Origin of the sequence: Laedolimicola sp. (genome assembly GCF_051972735.1) — a bacterium.
Classification (GTDB): domain Bacteria; phylum Bacillota; class Clostridia; order Lachnospirales; family Lachnospiraceae; genus Laedolimicola; species Laedolimicola intestinihominis.
The window spans coordinates 1-16,714 of record NZ_JBOKYU010000045.1 but is presented as its reverse complement, the minus strand read 5'-3'; the positions used below and the strand labels follow the sequence as shown (position 1 = coordinate 16,714).

General features: G+C 50.1%; 12 protein-coding genes. 11 read left to right on the top strand and 1 reads right to left on the bottom strand.

Annotation, left to right across the window (positions count from 1 at the left end; translation table 11 throughout):
* Positions 1-634: 634 nt before the first annotated feature.
* The 4 genes from hrcA to dnaJ all read left to right on the top strand — a co-directional run bounded on the left by hrcA (position 635) and on the right by dnaJ (position 5,693).
* Positions 635-1,669, top strand: coding sequence for a heat-inducible transcriptional repressor HrcA (gene hrcA / locus ACTRC3_RS09880; protein ID WP_440322944.1), 1,035 nt, complete (start codon positions 635-637; stop codon positions 1,667-1,669).
* A gap of 28 nt (positions 1,670-1,697) precedes the next feature.
* The gene (gene grpE, locus ACTRC3_RS09875; RefSeq protein WP_440322945.1) at positions 1,698-2,291 is read left to right on the top strand and encodes a nucleotide exchange factor GrpE; all 594 of its coding nucleotides are present in this window, start codon (positions 1,698-1,700) and stop codon (positions 2,289-2,291) included.
* A gap of 197 nt (positions 2,292-2,488) precedes the next feature.
* Entirely contained in the window at positions 2,489-4,363 is a 1,875-nt protein-coding gene (dnaK, locus tag ACTRC3_RS09870) for a molecular chaperone DnaK (protein ID WP_349164985.1), read from the top strand.
* Positions 4,364-4,526: 163 nt separating this feature from the next.
* The gene (dnaJ, locus tag ACTRC3_RS09865) at positions 4,527-5,693 is read left to right on the top strand and encodes a molecular chaperone DnaJ (RefSeq protein ID WP_440322943.1); all 1,167 of its coding nucleotides are present in this window, start codon (positions 4,527-4,529) and stop codon (positions 5,691-5,693) included.
* Positions 5,694-5,790: 97 nt separating this feature from the next.
* Here the strand turns inward: dnaJ and ACTRC3_RS09860 are convergent, their stop codons facing one another.
* Positions 5,791-6,012 (bottom strand): hypothetical protein, encoded by a 222-nt coding sequence (locus ACTRC3_RS09860; protein ID WP_178039871.1) that lies wholly within the window; start codon positions 6,010-6,012, stop codon positions 5,791-5,793.
* 107 nt (positions 6,013-6,119) lie between these two features.
* Here ACTRC3_RS09860 and ACTRC3_RS09855 point away from each other — a divergent pair, with 107 nt between their 5' ends.
* From ACTRC3_RS09855 to pflA, 7 genes are all read left to right on the top strand, one after another.
* Positions 6,120-6,326, top strand: coding sequence for a hypothetical protein (locus ACTRC3_RS09855; RefSeq protein ID WP_440322942.1), 207 nt, complete (start codon positions 6,120-6,122; stop codon positions 6,324-6,326).
* A 12-nt stretch (positions 6,327-6,338) separates the two neighbouring features.
* Positions 6,339-9,887 carry a pyruvate:ferredoxin (flavodoxin) oxidoreductase gene (gene nifJ / locus ACTRC3_RS09850; protein WP_440322941.1) on the top strand — a complete coding sequence of 1,183 codons (3,549 nt, stop codon included), beginning with the start codon at positions 6,339-6,341 and terminating at the stop codon, positions 9,885-9,887.
* A 281-nt stretch (positions 9,888-10,168) separates the two neighbouring features.
* Positions 10,169-11,518, top strand: coding sequence for a purine-cytosine permease family protein (locus ACTRC3_RS09845; protein WP_440322940.1), 1,350 nt, complete (start codon positions 10,169-10,171; stop codon positions 11,516-11,518).
* Complete coding sequence (locus ACTRC3_RS09840; protein WP_440322939.1) at positions 11,515-12,348, top strand: nitrilase-related carbon-nitrogen hydrolase; 834 nt, start codon at positions 11,515-11,517, stop codon at positions 12,346-12,348. Before ACTRC3_RS09845 ends, ACTRC3_RS09840 begins: the two co-directional genes overlap by 4 nt.
* 140 nt (positions 12,349-12,488) lie before the next feature.
* Entirely contained in the window at positions 12,489-13,127 is a 639-nt protein-coding gene (locus ACTRC3_RS09835) for a phosphoribosyltransferase (RefSeq protein ID WP_440322938.1), read from the top strand.
* A 274-nt stretch (positions 13,128-13,401) separates the two neighbouring features.
* Positions 13,402-15,654 (top strand): formate C-acetyltransferase, encoded by a 2,253-nt coding sequence (pflB, locus tag ACTRC3_RS09830; RefSeq protein WP_440322937.1) that lies wholly within the window; start codon positions 13,402-13,404, stop codon positions 15,652-15,654.
* A complete protein-coding gene (gene pflA, locus ACTRC3_RS09825; protein ID WP_440322936.1) occupies positions 15,641-16,378 on the top strand; it encodes a pyruvate formate-lyase-activating protein in 738 nt (245 codons plus the stop codon). The genes pflB and pflA overlap by 14 nt, the downstream gene beginning before the upstream one ends.
* Positions 16,379-16,714 lie beyond the last annotated feature (336 nt).

Here is a 16,714-nt window from a genome sequence, read left to right as displayed (position 1 = left end):
TGTGCTCTGTGGGAACACGCCTATTTTCCTACTCCTCGCAGGCGGCTTATACGCGCTTGATCGCCAAACTCGCCCTATGGGCTCAGACAGTGGCTCCTTCAAGCGCTGCCAGCCTGCTCGTCCCTACGGAAAATAGGCTAACGTTCCCACAGAGCACATCCAGCCCCTCTCCCCAATTCACTTTATTGCTGAAAGAAAGTTATTTGCACTGTATATTATTATAACGATTATAACGGGGTCAAAGTCAGGGAAGAGAAGGAAGCGTGCCAGGCTTACCCTCGGGAATGGTAGCTGATTTCCCGTAGGGACGAGCAGGCTAGGCAGCGCTCGAAGGAGCCACTGTCTGAGGCCCTTTAGGGCCGAGTTTGGCGGTCGAGCGCGAATAAGCCGCCTGCGAGGAGTAGGGAAATCTGCGTATTCCTGAGGGTAAGCCCGCCCCGGTTCCTTTTCTCTCCGTCCGTTTTTCTTACCTTATATAAAGGAAAGCAAAAAAGATTTCTAAAAAAACTATAAACCCGCTTGACAAACCCAAACCATAGTGCTATCTTAATGTTAGCACTCAAGAGGGCCGAGTGCTAATAGACAAAAAGCAACAAAGAAATAAAAAGAAACCAGTAAAGAAGAGGTGAGCGAAATGGAACTGGACGAGAGAAAACAGAAAATCCTTCAGGCGATCATCCGTAATTATATGGAGACGGGCGAGCCGGTAGGTTCCAGAACCATTTCCAAATACTCAGATTTGAATCTAAGCTCTGCGACGATTCGAAATGAAATGTCAGACCTGGAGGAGATGGGTTACATCGTGCAGCCCCATACCTCGGCCGGACGAATTCCTTCCGATAAAGGATACCGCTTATACGTGGATCATATTCTGGAAGAGAAGAATCATGAGGTACAGGAACTGAAAGACCTGATGATTGAGCGAACCGATAAGATGGAGCAGGTATTGAAGCAGGTGGTAAAGGTCCTGGCTGCGAATACCAATTATGCCACCATGGTATCGGCGCCCACCTATCACAGGAACAAGCTGAAATTTATCCAGCTCTCCAAGGTCACAGCCACTCAGATTCTGGCGGTGATTATGATAGAAGGCAACATCGTCCGCAACAAGGTGATTGACGTGACCGAGGAGCTTGACCAGGAAACGGTGCTGAAGCTGAATATCCTGCTGAACAGTGTACTGAATGGCTTATCCATAGAAGAAATCAATCTGGCCATGATACAGAACCTGAAGGAGCAGGCGGGCATTCACAGCGAGCTGGTGGGAAGCGTCATTGATGCGGTGGCAGAAGTCATCCACTCCGAGGACGAGGTAGAGATATATACCTCAGGAGCGACCAACATCTTCCGCTATCCGGAGCTTTCTGATAACGGCAAAGCAAGCGAGCTGATCAGCACCTTCGAGGAAAAGCAGCAGCTGTCTGACCTGGTAAATCAGACACTGGAGAACAGTGACAGCAAAGGCATCCAGGTTTACATCGGACAGGAGACACCCATACAGTCCATGAAGGACTGCAGTGTAGTCACCGCTACTTACGAATTGGGCGAGGGCTTGCAGGGAACCATCGGAATCATCGGTCCCAAGCGAATGGATTACGAGAATGTATTGAAGACGCTGAAGACCCTGACTGAGCAGCTGGACGAGATTTACAATAGAAATAAGAAATAGAAAGGGGCAAGAACCCGTGGAACAGGAAATCAAAAACGAAGAGCTTCAGAATGAAGAAGCAAAGGAAGAAGAAACTGTGAAAGCAGAAGAAGCTTCCGAAGAAAAAGAAAGCACCGGCGGCGAGAAACCGGAGGAGACAGAAGCGGTCGAGGAGCCGGAGATGCTGAAGAAGAAAAAGAAAAAAGACAAGATGGAAGAGAAAATCGAGGAGCTGGAGGATCGCGTAAAGCGCCAGATGGCCGAATTCGATAACTTCCGAAAGAGAACCGAGAAGGAGAAGTCCCACATGTATGAAGTGGGAGCCCGGGATGTCATCGAGAAAATCCTTCCGGTGGTAGACAATTTTGAACGCGGTCTTGCATCTGTACCTGAGGATCAGAAAGAAAATCCGGTCATCGTAGGTATGGATAAGATATACAGCCAGCTGATGACCACTCTGACCGATCTGGGTGTAGAACCCATCGAGGCAGTGGGCGGGGAGTTTGACCCGAATTACCACAACGCAGTGATGCACGTGGAGGATGAAGAGCTTGGCGAAAATGTAGTAGCCGAGGAATTCCAGAAGGGTTACATGTACAAGGATACGGTAATCCGTCACAGCATGGTAAAAGTAGCAAACTGACACGTAGGCAATGAGCAGTGCGTCAGATGACGAAAAATCAGATGTCATGCTTGCATGAACAGATGATTTTTTGGCAGATGACATAGGGCGAAGCCCGTGCACGAGATGAAGCGAAGCGGAATCGAGTGTAGCACGGCGAATGTTCTATAAATGAAATTAACATTTTACAATCAGAATACATTGAGGAGGTCTCTATTATGAGCAAGATTATTGGTATCGACTTAGGAACAACAAACAGCTGCGTAGCAGTTATGGAGGGTGGTAAGCCCGTAGTAGTAGCAAATACAGAGGGAGCAAGAACCACACCGTCTGTAGTGGCATTTACAAAGACAGGCGAGAGACTGGTAGGCGAGCCGGCAAAGCGTCAGGCAGTTACCAACTCCGAGAAAACCATTTCTTCTATTAAGAGAGAGATGGGTACCGATCACAAAGTAAACATCGACGGAAAGCAGTACACTCCGCAGGAGATTTCCGCTATGATTCTGCAGAAGCTGAAAGCAGACGCAGAGAACTATCTGGGCGAGAAGGTTACCGAGGCAGTTATTACGGTACCGGCATACTTCAACGACGCACAGAGACAGGCAACCAAGGATGCAGGTAAGATTGCAGGCCTGGATGTAAAGCGTATCATCAACGAGCCGACCGCTGCGGCACTGGCATACGGCTTGGACAATGAGAAAGAGCAGAAGATCATGGTATACGACCTGGGCGGCGGTACCTTCGATGTATCTATCATCGAGATTGGCGATGGCGTTATCGAGGTTCTGGCTACCGCAGGCGACAACCGTCTGGGCGGCGACGACTTCGATAAGAAGATTGTAGATTACATGCTTGCAGAGTTCAAGCGCACCGAGGGTGTAGACCTGTCCGGTGACAAGATGGCTATGCAGAGACTGAAAGAGGCCGCAGAGAAGGCGAAGAAGGAGCTTTCCAGCGCAACCACAACCAACATCAACCTTCCGTTCATCACAGCAACCGCTGAGGGACCGAAGCATTTCGATATGAACCTGACAAGAGCAAAATTCGACGAGCTGACCCACGATCTGGTAGAGCGTACCGCAGGACCGGTTCAGGCAGCGCTGAAGGATGCAGGCATTACAGCTTCCGAGCTTGGCAAGGTACTGCTGGTAGGCGGTTCCACACGTATTCCGGCCGTACAGGACAAGGTAAAACAGCTGACCGGCCATGAGCCCAGCAAATCTCTGAACCCGGATGAGTGCGTAGCTATCGGTGCTTCCATTCAGGGTGGTAAGCTGGCAGGCGACGCAGGCGCAGGCGATATCCTTCTTCTGGATGTTACTCCGCTGTCTCTGTCCATTGAGACCATGGGCGGTATCGCAACTCGTCTGATTGAGCGTAACACAACCATCCCGACCAAGAAGAGCCAGATTTTCTCTACCGCAGCTGACAACCAGACAGCTGTAGATATCAACGTCGTACAGGGTGAGCGTCAGTTCGCGAAGGACAACAAGTCCCTCGGCCAGTTCCGTCTGGATGGAATCCCGCCCGCAAGACGTGGTGTTCCGCAGATTGAGGTTACCTTCGATATCGACGCAAACGGTATTGTAAATGTATCCGCAAAGGATCTGGGTACCGGCAAGGAGCAGCATATCACCATTACCGCAGGCTCCAATATGTCTGACAGCGACATCGACAAGGCAGTGAAGGAAGCTGCTGAGTTCGAGGCTCAGGATAAGAAGCGTAAGGAAGCCATCGATGCGAGAAACGACGCGGACTCCATGGTATTCCAGACCGAGAAGGCACTGGAGGAGGTTGGCGCTCAGGTTGACCCGGCTGACAAGTCCGCAGTAGAGGCAGAGCTTACTTCCCTGAAGGCAGTTCTGGAGAGAACCAAGGATCAGACTGATATTTCTGACGCAGACTTAGATGAGCTGAAGAACGGCAAGGAAAAGCTGATGAACGCGGCACAGAAGGTATTCGCAAAGGTATATGAGCAGGCCCAGGCAGCACAGGGTGCGGCAGGCCAGGCAGGCCCGGATATGGGAGCAGGCACCGGAACAGGCGCAGGCGCTTCTGATGATGTCGTAGACGGCGATTACAGAGAGGTCTAAGCCGTAAGAACAGGTCTTGACACAGAAAATGATGTGCGTTATATTTTACAACAGACCTGTTTCCAAATAAACAGATAAACACAGATGTCCAAGGAGGGCAGCAGATTCCGGCTGCTTTCCTTGGATTTTGCGCAGAAAAATCAGAAAAAGGAAGATAGAAAAAATGGCAGAGCAGAAGAGAGATTACTACGAGGTTCTGGGCGTAGATAAGAACGCCGATGACGCGACCATTAAAAAAGCATACCGTCAGCTGGCGAAAAAATACCACCCGGATATGAACCCCGGCGACAAAGAAGCAGAAGTGAAATTCAAAGAGGCTTCCGAGGCTTACGCAGTTTTAAGTGATCCGGATAAGAGACGCCAGTACGATCAGTTTGGCCATGCTGCCTTTGAGGGAGGCGCAGGCGGCGGTGCAGGCGGCTTCGGCGGCTTTGATTTCAACGGAGCGGATATGGGAGATATCTTTGGAGACATCTTTGGTGATCTCTTTGGAGGCGGCCGCGGCAGACGCGCCAACAACGGGCCCATGCAGGGAGCGAACCTTCGTACCCAGGTGCGTGTCACCTTTGAGGAAGCAGTTTTCGGCTGTGAGAAGGAGATTGAGCTGACCCTGAAGGATGAGTGTACCAGCTGTCACGGAACCGGAGCGAAGCCTGGTACCTCGCCGGTTACCTGTCCGAAATGCGGCGGCAAGGGACAGGTGGTATACACCCAGCAGTCCATGTTCGGAATGGTGCAGAATGTACGTCCCTGTCCGGATTGTAACGGAACCGGTAAAATCATCAAGGAAAAGTGTCCGGACTGCTACGGAACCGGTTACATTGCCAGCAAGAAAAAGATTTCTGTTACGGTACCGGCAGGTATCGACAACGGCCAGAGCATCCGTATCCGTGGAAAGGGAGAGCCGGGGGTTAACGGTGGTCCCAGAGGCGATCTGCTGGTTGAGGTTATCGTGGCCCGTCACCCGATTTTCCAGCGGCAGGATATGAATATCTACTCCACGGCTCCCATCAGCTTCGCCACGGCGGCGCTCGGCGGCACCGTCCGCATCAAGACCGTGGATGGTGAGGTGGAGTACGATGTGAAGGCCGGAACCCAGACCGACACCCGCGTGCGTCTGAAAGGCAAGGGCGTACCGTCCCTGCGCAATAAGAACACCCGCGGCGATCATTATGTGACGTTGGTGGTACAGGTGCCGACAGATTTAAGTAAGGATGCGAAAGAAGCCCTGCGCGCTTACGATGATATTGTGAACGGTAAGAATCCGGAGAAGCCGGGTAAAGGAAAGAAAGGCTTTTTTGATAAAATGAAAGAGGCGCTGGACGAGTAATCCGGCGTAAGATAAAAAGAGACAGCGTGTTATCTCATTTCTGATAACACGCTGTTTTGCGATCCTGAGAAATAAAGGGAGCGCTGCGACATTTCGCTTACATCCGGTTCGTAAAGGCGTCTATGGTATGTACCTGCCGGGCCAGCGAAAACCACCGGTTCAGCTGCGCGCTGTTTCGCTGGGTCAGAATCTGCTCGCGGATCCGTAAGGGTACTTCTCCGTAATCGGACAGGGTCTCCAGAATACATTCTGCCTTCCCTTCCGCAATTCCGTAGGAGCGCGCCTTATCATAAATCAGCTCATAATATTCATCGGTCATTCGGGAATCTCTCTTTCATTACATTTTATACAGGAATTGTCAGAAATCAGGTATCCCGTACAATAAATTCACAATACCATACAAATTCAAACAAATCAAGGAAAAATATGGGAAAGACAAAACCGGACAATAAGAGACAGAAAAAGCTGTCTGCTATGTGGAAAAATTATCGTGACAATGTACAACAAAAATTCTCAGAATCCGCAAATGTACATCAAAAAATACAACAATCAAATGGACAACCGCCAACCAATATGTTACAATCAGCTATGTATGAAGATATCAAAAATGCCTTGCCAGGGCTGATAAAATAAGGAGGAAATATCATGGCTAGAAAAATGAAGACCATGGATGGAAACCATGCAGCAGCGCATGTATCATATGCGTACTCTGATGTTGCAGCTATCTATCCGATTACACCGTCATCTGTTATGGCAGAAGCTACTGACGAGTGGGCTACACAGGGAAGAACCAATATCTTCGGACAGACCGTACAGGTTACCGAGATGCAGTCTGAGGCTGGAGCAGCAGGTGCTGTTCACGGATCTCTGGCAGCAGGTGCTCTGACTACTACCTTCACAGCATCTCAGGGACTTCTTCTGATGATCCCGAACCTTTACAAAGTAGCTGGTGAGCAGCTTCCGGGCGTATTCAACGTATCCGCTCGTGCGCTTGCAAGCCACGCACTGTCCATCTTCGGTGACCATTCCGACGTATATGCCTGTCGTCAGACCGGTGTTGCAATGCTCTGTGAGTCCAGCGTACAGGAAGTTATGGACCTGACTCCGGTTGCACACTGCGCAGCGATCAAGGGTAAGATTCCGTTCATCAACTTCTTCGACGGATTCCGTACATCTCATGAGATCCAGAAGATCGAGACATGGGATTACGAAGATCTGAAGGATATGGTTGACATGGATGCCATCGACGCGTTCAGAAAGAATGCCCTGAACCCGAACCATCCCTGCCAGAGAGGTTCTGCACAGAACCCGGATATCTTCTTCCAGGCAAGAGAGGCATGTAACCCCTACTACGATGCTATGCCGGCTATCGTACAGGAGTACATGGATAAAGTAAATGAGAAGATCGGAACAGACTACAAGCTGTTCAACTACTACGGAGCAGCAGACGCAGAGCACGTTATCGTAGCTATGGGTTCTGTATGCGATACCATCGAAGAGACCATCGACTATCTGGTAGCAGCAGGCGAGAAGGTCGGCGTTGTAAAGGTACGTCTGTACCGTCCGTTCAGCGCAGAGGCACTGGTAGCAACTATCCCGGAGAGCGTAAAGAAGATTACCGTTCTTGACAGAACCAAGGAGCCGGGCGCTCTTGGCGAGCCGCTGTACCTGGATGTAGTAGCAGCCCTGAAGGGAACCAAGTTCAACGATACACCGGTATTCACAGGCCGTTACGGACTGGGATCCAAGGATACCACACCGGCACAGATCGTTGCTGTATACAAGAATGATACCAAGCAGAAGTTCACCATCGGTATTGTAGATGATGTTACAGGACTTTCTCTTGAGACAGGCGCTCCGCTGGTAACCACTCCGGCAGGAACCATCAACTGTAAGTTCTGGGGACTGGGCGCTGACGGTACCGTAGGTGCGAACAAGAACTCCATCAAGATCATCGGCGACAATACAGATATGTACGCTCAGGCTTACTTTGATTATGACTCTAAGAAGTCCGGCGGTGTGACCATGTCCCACCTTCGTTTCGGTAAGAGTCCGATTAAGTCTACATACCTGATTCACAAGGCAAACTTCGTAGCATGCCACAATCCGTCCTATGTACGTAAGTACAACATGGTACAGGAGCTGGTAGACGGCGGTACCTTCCTGCTGAACTGCCCGTGGGATATGGAAGCTATCGAGAAGCATCTGCCGGGCCAGGTAAAGAGCTTTATCGCAAACCACAACATCAAGTTCTATGTAATTGATGGTATCAAGATTGGTAAGGAGATCGGACTGGGCGGACGTATCAACACCGTTCTGCAGTCTGCATTCTTCAAGCTGGCGAACATCATTCCGGAGGAGCAGGCTATCGAGCTGATGAAGGCTGCTGCAAAGGCTACCTATGGCAGAAAGGGTGACGCTATCGTTCAGATGAACTACGACGCTATCGACGCAGGCGCTAAGCAGGTTGTTGAGATTACTGTTCCGGAGAGCTGGAAGGATGCAGCTGACGAGGGACTGGACTTCACACATGCTGAGAATGGCCGCGGCGACGTTGTAGACTTCGTAAATGACATTCAGGCAAAGGTAAACGCACAGGAAGGTAACAGTCTGCCCGTATCCGCATTCAAGGATTACGTAGACGGTACCACACCCAGCGGCTCCTCTGCTTACGAGAAGCGTGGTATTGCAGTAGATATCCCGGTATGGAATCCGGAGAACTGTATCCAGTGTAACCGTTGTTCCTATGTCTGCCCGCACGCAGTTATCCGTCCGGTAGCTCTGACAGAGGCTGAGGCAGCTGCAGCTCCGGAGACCATGAAGGTTGTTCCGATGACCGGTATGGCAGATTATAAGTTCTCTATGGTAGTATCCGCTCTTGACTGTACCGGATGCGGCTCCTGTGTAAACGTATGCCCGGGCAAGAAGGGTGCGAAGGCACTGGCTATGGAGAACATGGAAGCAAACATCGCAGAGCAGAAGGGCTTCGACTACGCAGTAACCCTGCCGGAGAAGACCGATGTAATCGAGAAGTTCAAGCCGGCTACTGTAAAGGGAAGCCAGTTCAAGACTCCGCTGCTTGAGTTCTCAGGCGCATGCGGCGGCTGCGGCGAGACACCGTATGCAAAGCTGATTACACAGCTGTTCGGTGACAGAATGTACATCGCAAACGCGACAGGATGCTCCTCTATCTGGGGTAACTCCTCACCGTCCACACCGTACACCGTAAACCAGAAGGGTCAGGGTCCTGCATGGTCCAACTCCCTGTTCGAGGATGCGGCTGAGTTCGGTTATGGTATGAGCCTGGCTCAGAACGCTGTAAGAGGCGGACTGAAGACTAAGGTTGAGGCTCTTATGGAGAAGGCCGGCGATGATGTAAAGGCAGCAGCACAGGAGTGGCTGGATACCTACACCGTAGGCGCAACCAACGGCGCAGCTACTGACAAGCTGGTAGCAGCTCTGGAAGCCTGCGGATGCGACGCAGCAAAGGAGATCCTGAAGGATAAGGACTTCCTGGCTAAGAAGTCTCAGTGGATCTTCGGTGGTGACGGCTGGGCATATGATATCGGCTTCGGCGGCGTTGACCATGTACTTGCAAGCGGCAAGGACATCAACATTATGGTATTCGATACCGAGGTTTACTCCAATACAGGCGGACAGGCATCCAAGTCTACCCAGACCGGTGCTATCGCACAGTTTGCAGCAGGCGGTAAGGACGTTAAGAAGAAGGATATGGCTTCCATCGCTATGAGCTACGGCTATGTATATGTTGCTTCCATCGCTATGGGTGCTGATTACAACCAGTGCGTAAAGGCAATCGCAGAGGCTGAGGCATATCCGGGACCGTCCCTGATCATCGCTTACGCTCCGTGTATCAACCATGGTATCAAGAAGGGCATGAGCAAGGCTCAGACAGAGGAAGAGCTGGCTGTTAAGGCTGGTTACTGGCACTGCTTCCGCTTCAACCCGGCAGCTCCGGCTGAGGGCAAGAGCGCGTTCACTCTGGACAGCAAGGAGCCGACAGGCGACTACAAGGAGTTCCTGAACGGAGAGGTTCGTTACAACTCTCTGGTACGTGCTAATCCGGAAAGAGCTGAGAAGCTGTTCGCAGAGGCTGAGGAGAACGCTAAGGCAAGATACGAGTATCTGAAGAGCCTGGGCGAGCTGTACGCTCCGAAGAAGACAGAGGAGTAATCCTTTCGTCAGCGTGCCAAAAAGCATAACGAGATAAATAAGAATCCGGCAGAGATACGGGAAACCGTATTTCTGCCGGATTTTTTTTGATATACAGGAAATTTCGTCGAAATTGAAGAATAGCGTTTTTTCTACAAAAAAAATTTACTTCATATACATAAAATGTAAAAATATGTAGAGAAAAAACAAGATTGACAGAAAAATAAGGTGAGAGTATACTGATGTCAACTTAAATTTCGAATATATTTCGAAATAAATGAGGCATAACAGGAGGTAGTGTAATGGCAAATGACAAAAATGTATTAGGTACAGCAGAATCCACGGAAGTTTTCAATGACTATGAATTTAGTCCGGTTCCCGATGACAAGAAAAACACGTGGAAATCCCAGGTGTTTGTGTGGCTGGGCGTTGGTTTCTGCCTGACGGCGTTTACACTGGGCGGACAGATTGCTCTGGGTCTGGGCTTCTGGCCTACGGTAGCAGCTGTATTAATTGGCGGCGTGATTCTGACTATTATTGGAGCCCTTTGCGGAGCTATCGGAATAAAGAGCGGTCTTTCTTCTACGGTCTCTTCCCGTTTCACCTTTGGAAAATATGGCGCAATGGTATTCGGAATTATTGTTGCACTGTGTAATATGGGATGGTTTGGTTATCAATGTACCTTTTTCGGAAGCAGCATTTCAGGTGTGTTCAGATTAGCGGCAGGAATGGAAGTAAATACCACGTTCTGCATTATCGTAGGCGGACTCCTGATGATGATTACCGCGATTGTCGGATACAAAGGAATTAAAATGCTTTCCCAGATAGGTGTTCCTCTTCTGTTCGCACTGATTCTGTTCGGTGTGGTCAAAACCTTTGTAATGGTTCCGGCAGGAGAGATTCTGAGTGCCGCTCCGGCAATGAAGATGTCCTTCGCTACGGCAGTCTCTCTGATGGTCGGCAGCTTCATTGTAGGTGTGTCTATTGTGCAGGACTTTACCAGATATTCCAAAACAGTGAAGGATTCAACCATTGGCGTGACACTGGGATTTACGTTGGGATATCCGGTGGTTGTTATCTGTGGCGCAATCTTTGCCTGTGCGTTCCAGACCAATGATATTACAGACATTATGATTAACATTCTTGGCTTTGGCTATGTTGCGGCGCTTATCATTATCATTGCCACATGGACAACCAACGATAATAACCTGTATCAGTCAACTCTTGGTCTGACCAATACGTTTCATGGCCTTCTGAAGCTGCCCCGTTGGATTGTTACAGCTCTCTGTGGTATCTTCGCAACCATTCTGGGAGCTCTGGGAATGATTGACTGGCTGGTTCCCTTCTTGAGTCTGCTCTGCGTATTGATTCCGCCGATTTCAGGCGCTATGCTGGCTGACTTTTATATCCTGAAGAATGCGGATAAGTACAGTTATGAGAAAATGAACGAGATTCCGGATTTCAAGGTTGATACAGGAATTGGCGCAATTGCCGGCTGCCTGGTTGGTCTCTGTATGAATGAAGCTCCGGTTGGCTTTGGCGTACCCTTTATGGTGGAACTGTCCAATGTGGTTCCGACGGCGCTTGTGGCAATGTTTGTTTCTGTAGTGGTAGTGGTATTGATTGGCAAGATCGGAAAGGGAAGAGCATGAGTAGAAATGTAACAGTGGGACTTGTCCAGATGGACTGTGAGCTGATGAATAAAAAGGCAAACCTGGAGAAGATGCTGAGCTATGTGAAAGAGGCAGCGGAGAAAAAAGTAAATTTGCTCTGCTTCCCGGAGCTGTGTTCCACAGGTTATAGCCCGGAACTGATTGGAGAAAAGTATCTGGACCTGGCGGAAGAACCGGATGGGGAAACCTTTCAGCTTCTGAGTGCCAAGGCAAAAGAATATGGAATGTATATCGCGGCTCCCATCGTGCTGAAAAGCGAGATACCGGGAGTCCTGTACAATGGAATGATTGTAATCAGTAAAGACGGCTCCCTGATGGGAACCTACAATAAAACACATCTCTGGGCGGGAGAACGCTTCTGGTTCCGGGCAGGAAGCGAGTACCCGGTGTTTGACATGGAGTTTGGAAAAGTCGGATTTATGATTTGCTACGATGGAGGTTTCCCGGAGGTTTCCAGAATCCTTGCATTAAAGGGCGCAGAGCTGATTCTCTGCCCCAGTGCTTTCCCCATCCGGGATAAGGATATGTGGGATATCTATTTTGCTACCAGATCTCTGGAAAATGGTTGCTTTGTAGGCGGACTTAACCGGGTTGGACTGGAAGGCGAGGATAAGTCCGGAGAGATGTTTGGAAACAACAAAATTTATAATCCGAGAGGAAAGCTTGTGGCGGAGGCTCCGGTAAATGAGGAGGCATTGCTGGTAGCTACCTTTGATTTGGAGGATGTGGCGAGATATCGTGAAAATGAAGTAGTGTATTTACGGGATCGCCGTCCGGAAACCTATGAGCTCCTGTCAAAATTGTACTAAGAAGAAAAATAATAATGCGATCGGGTTGTCAAAAGCCCGATCGCATTTTGCGTAACAGGAAATAGTGAAAAAATATTATGAAGATCAAGGAAAAGTGTGATACAATAACAGCATAAACCAAACATAAAAGGGGGCATTTTATGGAAACAAGGATGTTTAAGGTGTATGCAAAGGCAGATCCGGCCGTAGCGCTGAAGGTGATTCCGGGTCATTTCGCCACAAACCATTCCCACATCAATTATTACATTGACCTGACCACACTGAAGGCGCGCCAGAATGAAGCCCAGGCGGCCGCGAGGCTGCTGGCCTATTACTCTAACTACAGTATTGTGGACACCATCGTATGCCTGGATGGCTGCGAGGTGATCGGGGCATATCTGGCAGAGGAGCTGACCAAAGCCGGGGTCCGTTCCATCAATGAGCACAAGACCATCTATATCGCGACTCCGGAGTACCATACTGGAGGTCAGCTGATTTTCCGTGACAATATGCAGATGATGGTCCGGGATAAGAATATCCTGCTGCTGCTGGCTACAGCCACCACCGGAAAAACCCTGAATCAGAGCATTGAGTGTATCGAATATTATGGCGGCAAAATCAGCGCCATCAACGCGATTTTCAGCGCGGTAGACAAGGCACATTCCATTCCGGTCAACGCCATTTTCACCCGGAAGGATATGCCGGATTATCAGACCTACAGCTTCCGTGACTGCCCCCTGTGCCAGAAGCAGGAAAAGGTAGACGCCATTGTCAATACCTTCGGTTACAGTAAACTGTAAAGATGAGATGGAATCCTGCAAAACAGGATTCTGCGCCTGCGGCGGGTCGTCCATGCGACATACTACATTTCCGCCGCAGCGCGATAAATTTTTATGCAAAAAAACCTCTATTTTCTCCGAACTCTCCCAAATTTTCCTTGTACATCATAAAGAACAAAGAACCTGCATGGAAATCCTTGTGTTTTACTCGGAATTCTGTTAAAGTTTTACCTGGTTAGAGGAAACTAATTGGTGAGAAATAACAGAAACTGTTTGTTATGCAAGGAGGAAAAACATGACAGAAAAGGCAGCATGGAATGGCTTCCGTGGAAGACACTGGAAAGAAGACGTGAATGTAAGAGACTTCATTCAGAACAACTATACATCCTATGAGGGCGATGAGGCGTTTCTGGAGGGGCCGACAAATGCCACCGAAGAGCTCTGGGGCGAGCTGCAGAAGCTTCAGAAGGAGGAGCGCGCCAAGGGCGGCGTCCTCGATATGGAGACAGAGATAGTATCCGGTATCACAGCCTACCCGGCGGCATATATTGTAGAAGAAAAGAAGGAGCTGGAAAAGGTCGTAGGACTTCAGACGGACAAGCCGCTGAAACGCGCGTTCATGCCCTATGGCGGTATCAAGATGGCGGAGCAGGCCTGCACAACTTACGGGTATGAGCCTTCTGAAAAGCTTCATGAGATTTTTACCAAATATCATAAGACGCACAACCAGGCGGTATTCGATGTATACACACCGGAGATGAAGAAAGCCCGTCATAATAAGATTATCACAGGACTTCCGGATACCTATGGCCGCGGCCGTATCGTAGGTGATTATCGTAGAGTGGCGCTCTATGGTATTGACTTCCTGGTTGCAAAGAAGGAAGAAGACTTCGCCAACTGCGGTGACGGAACCATGTTCGATGAGGTTATCCGTCAGCGGGAAGAGCTGGCAGAGCAGATTCGTGCCCTGAAAGAGATGAAAGTGATGGCGGCGTCCTACGGCTTCGATATTTCTGAGCCGGCTGTCAACGCAAGAGAGGCTGTACAGTGGCTGTACTTCGGCTATCTGGCAGCCATCCGCACCCAGAACGGAGCAGCTATGAGTGTAGGCCGTGTATCCACTTTCCTGGACATCTATCTGGAGCGTGATCTGGCAAATGGCACCCTGACTGAGGCAGAGGCACAGGAGCTGGTAGACCATTTTGTCATGAAGTGCAGAATGGTGAAGTTCGCCAGAATTCCTTCCTACAATCAGCTGTTCTCCGGCGACCCGGTATGGGCGACCCTGGAGGTGGCAGGCATGGGCATGGATGGTCGCTCCATGGTGACCAAGAGCGACTACCGTTTCCTGCATACCCTGGAAAATATGGGACCGAGCCCGGAGCCGAACCTGACTGTCCTTTATTCCTCCCGCCTGCCGAAGGCCTTCAAGGAATATGCGGCGGCCATCTCGGTGCGGACCAGCTCTATTCAGTATGAGAATGACGATGTGATGCGGCCGGTATGGGGCGACGACTACTCCATTTGCTGCTGCGTATCCGCGACACAGACCGGTAAGGAAATGCAGTTCTTCGGAGCCCGCGCGAACCTGGCCAAGTGCCTGCTTTACGCCCTGAACGGCGGCCGCGACGCGAAGAGCCGCGAGCAGGTAGGACCGGAGTACGCGCCGTACCAGGGCGAGTACCTGGAGTACGACGAGGTTATCCGCAAGTACGACAGGATGATGGACTGGCTGGCTGGCCTGTATGTGAATACCCTGAACGCCATTCAGTATATGCATGATAAATATTACTACGAGGCGGCGGAAATGGCTCTTATCGACACCGATGTGCGCCGTACTTTTGCCACCGGTATCGCAGGCTTCTCCCATGTGGTAGACTCCTTAAGCGCTATCCGTTACGCAAAGGTAAGGGCCATCCGGGATGAGGAAGGCCTGATTGTAGACTATGAGGTAGAGGGCGATTTTCCGCGCTACGGCAACGACGATGACCGTGCGGACGATATCGCGGTATGGCTCCTGAAGACCTTCCTGGAGAAGCTTAAAAAACGTCACACCTACCGGAATTCCGAGGCGACTACCTCGATCCTGACTATTACCTCCAACGTGGTATACGGCAAGGCCACCGGCAATATGCCGGACGGACGCCGTGCAGGCGAGCCGCTGGCACCGGGTGCGAACCCCAGCTATGGCGCAGAGCAGAACGGCCTGCTGGCTTCTCTGAATTCTGTGGCGAAGCTGCCCTATGAGTATGCGCTGGACGGTATCTCCAATACCCAGACCATCAACCCGGGTGCTCTCGGACACAGCGAGGAGGAACAGAAGAAGAACCTGGTATCCGTGATGGACGGCTATTTCGATCAGGGCGCGCACCATCTGAATGTTAATGTATTCGGCAAAGAGAAGCTCATCGACGCCATGGAGCATCCGGAGAAGGAAGAGTACGCGAACTTTACCATCCGTGTATCCGGCTATGCGGTGAAATTCATTGACCTGACTCATGAGCAGCAGCTGGATGTGATTGCGAGAACCTGCCATGACCACATGTAAGGTACATTCCCTGGAAAGCTTCGGGGCTGCTGATGGCCCGGGAGTGAGGTATGTGATCTTTCTTCAGGGATGTCGGATGCGCTGCCAGTTCTGTCACAATCCCGACACCTGGGAGGAACAGGGCGGAACGATATACACGGCAGAGGAGCTGCTTTCAAAAGCTTTGCGCTACCGGAATTACTGGGGTACAGAAGGGGGCGTCACCGTCAGCGGCGGCGAACCTTTGCTGCAAATGGATTTCCTGCTGGAATTTTTCGCCCTGGCGAAGGAAAAGGGCATTCATACCGTCCTTGATACGGCAGGACAGCCATTTACCAGAGAAGAACCGTTTTTCGGAAAACTGGAAGAGTTGATGAAGGTAACAGATTTACTGCTGTTGGATCTGAAGGAAATGAATCCGGAACGGCACCGGAGACTGACGGGCAGGGAAAACGACAATATCCTGGAGTTTGCCCGCTATCTTTCCGAGATCGGAAAGCCAGTCTGGATCCGGCATGTGCTGGTGCCGGAGAGGAGCGATTTTGTCGAGGATCTGCAGGCGCTCAGAGCTTTTACTGAAACGCTTGCGAACGTGGAACGAATAGAGGTTTTGCCCTATCATACCCTGGGAGTTTTTAAATGGGAAAATATGGGTATCAAATATCCCCTGGAAGGAATCCGACCGCCGGAACCAGAGCGGGTTCGGCAGGCAGAAGAGATTCTGTGCTGCGGGGAACAGAGATAAGGTAAAAAACCGATGTGCAGATTTTTCTGCCATCGGTTTTTCTGTAATAGGAAATTCTTATGGAATCCCCTATTACAGAAAAAATATTATCGCACTGCGGCGGAGAGGTAGTATGTCGCTTACGCGACCCGCCGCAGGCGGAGAATCCTGCTTTGCAGGATTCTTTCTTATGCAATAGGAAATTCCTAAAACTATCATGTTGAGTTTGTAATATTTTCAACTAAAAACCAAGAAAAACTACTATAAAAACCAAGAAAAACATGATATAATAAATTCAAATGAGATAAAATAGAATACAACAGGAAAAAATTTACAAAGAGAGGAGAAGAAATGCTA

What these genes read in the sequence shown, in the direction of transcription:
- hrcA (WP_440322944.1), top strand. Translation starts at nt 635, where the DNA reads ATGGAACTGGACGAGAGAAAACAGAAAATCCTTCAGGCGATCATCCGT.
- dnaK (WP_349164985.1), top strand. Translation starts at nt 2,489, where the DNA reads ATGAGCAAGATTATTGGTATCGACTTAGGAACAACAAACAGCTGCGTA.
- dnaJ (WP_440322943.1), top strand. Translation starts at nt 4,527, where the DNA reads ATGGCAGAGCAGAAGAGAGATTACTACGAGGTTCTGGGCGTAGATAAG.
- ACTRC3_RS09860 (WP_178039871.1), bottom strand. Translation starts at nt 6,012, where the DNA reads ATGACCGATGAATATTATGAGCTGATTTATGATAAGGCGCGCTCCTAC.
- ACTRC3_RS09855 (WP_440322942.1), top strand. Translation starts at nt 6,120, where the DNA reads ATGGGAAAGACAAAACCGGACAATAAGAGACAGAAAAAGCTGTCTGCT.
- nifJ (WP_440322941.1), top strand. Translation starts at nt 6,339, where the DNA reads ATGGCTAGAAAAATGAAGACCATGGATGGAAACCATGCAGCAGCGCAT.
- ACTRC3_RS09845 (WP_440322940.1), top strand. Translation starts at nt 10,169, where the DNA reads ATGGCAAATGACAAAAATGTATTAGGTACAGCAGAATCCACGGAAGTT.
- ACTRC3_RS09840 (WP_440322939.1), top strand. Translation starts at nt 11,515, where the DNA reads ATGAGTAGAAATGTAACAGTGGGACTTGTCCAGATGGACTGTGAGCTG.
- ACTRC3_RS09835 (WP_440322938.1), top strand. Translation starts at nt 12,489, where the DNA reads ATGGAAACAAGGATGTTTAAGGTGTATGCAAAGGCAGATCCGGCCGTA.
- pflB (WP_440322937.1), top strand. Translation starts at nt 13,402, where the DNA reads ATGACAGAAAAGGCAGCATGGAATGGCTTCCGTGGAAGACACTGGAAA.
- pflA (WP_440322936.1), top strand. Translation starts at nt 15,641, where the DNA reads ATGACCACATGTAAGGTACATTCCCTGGAAAGCTTCGGGGCTGCTGAT.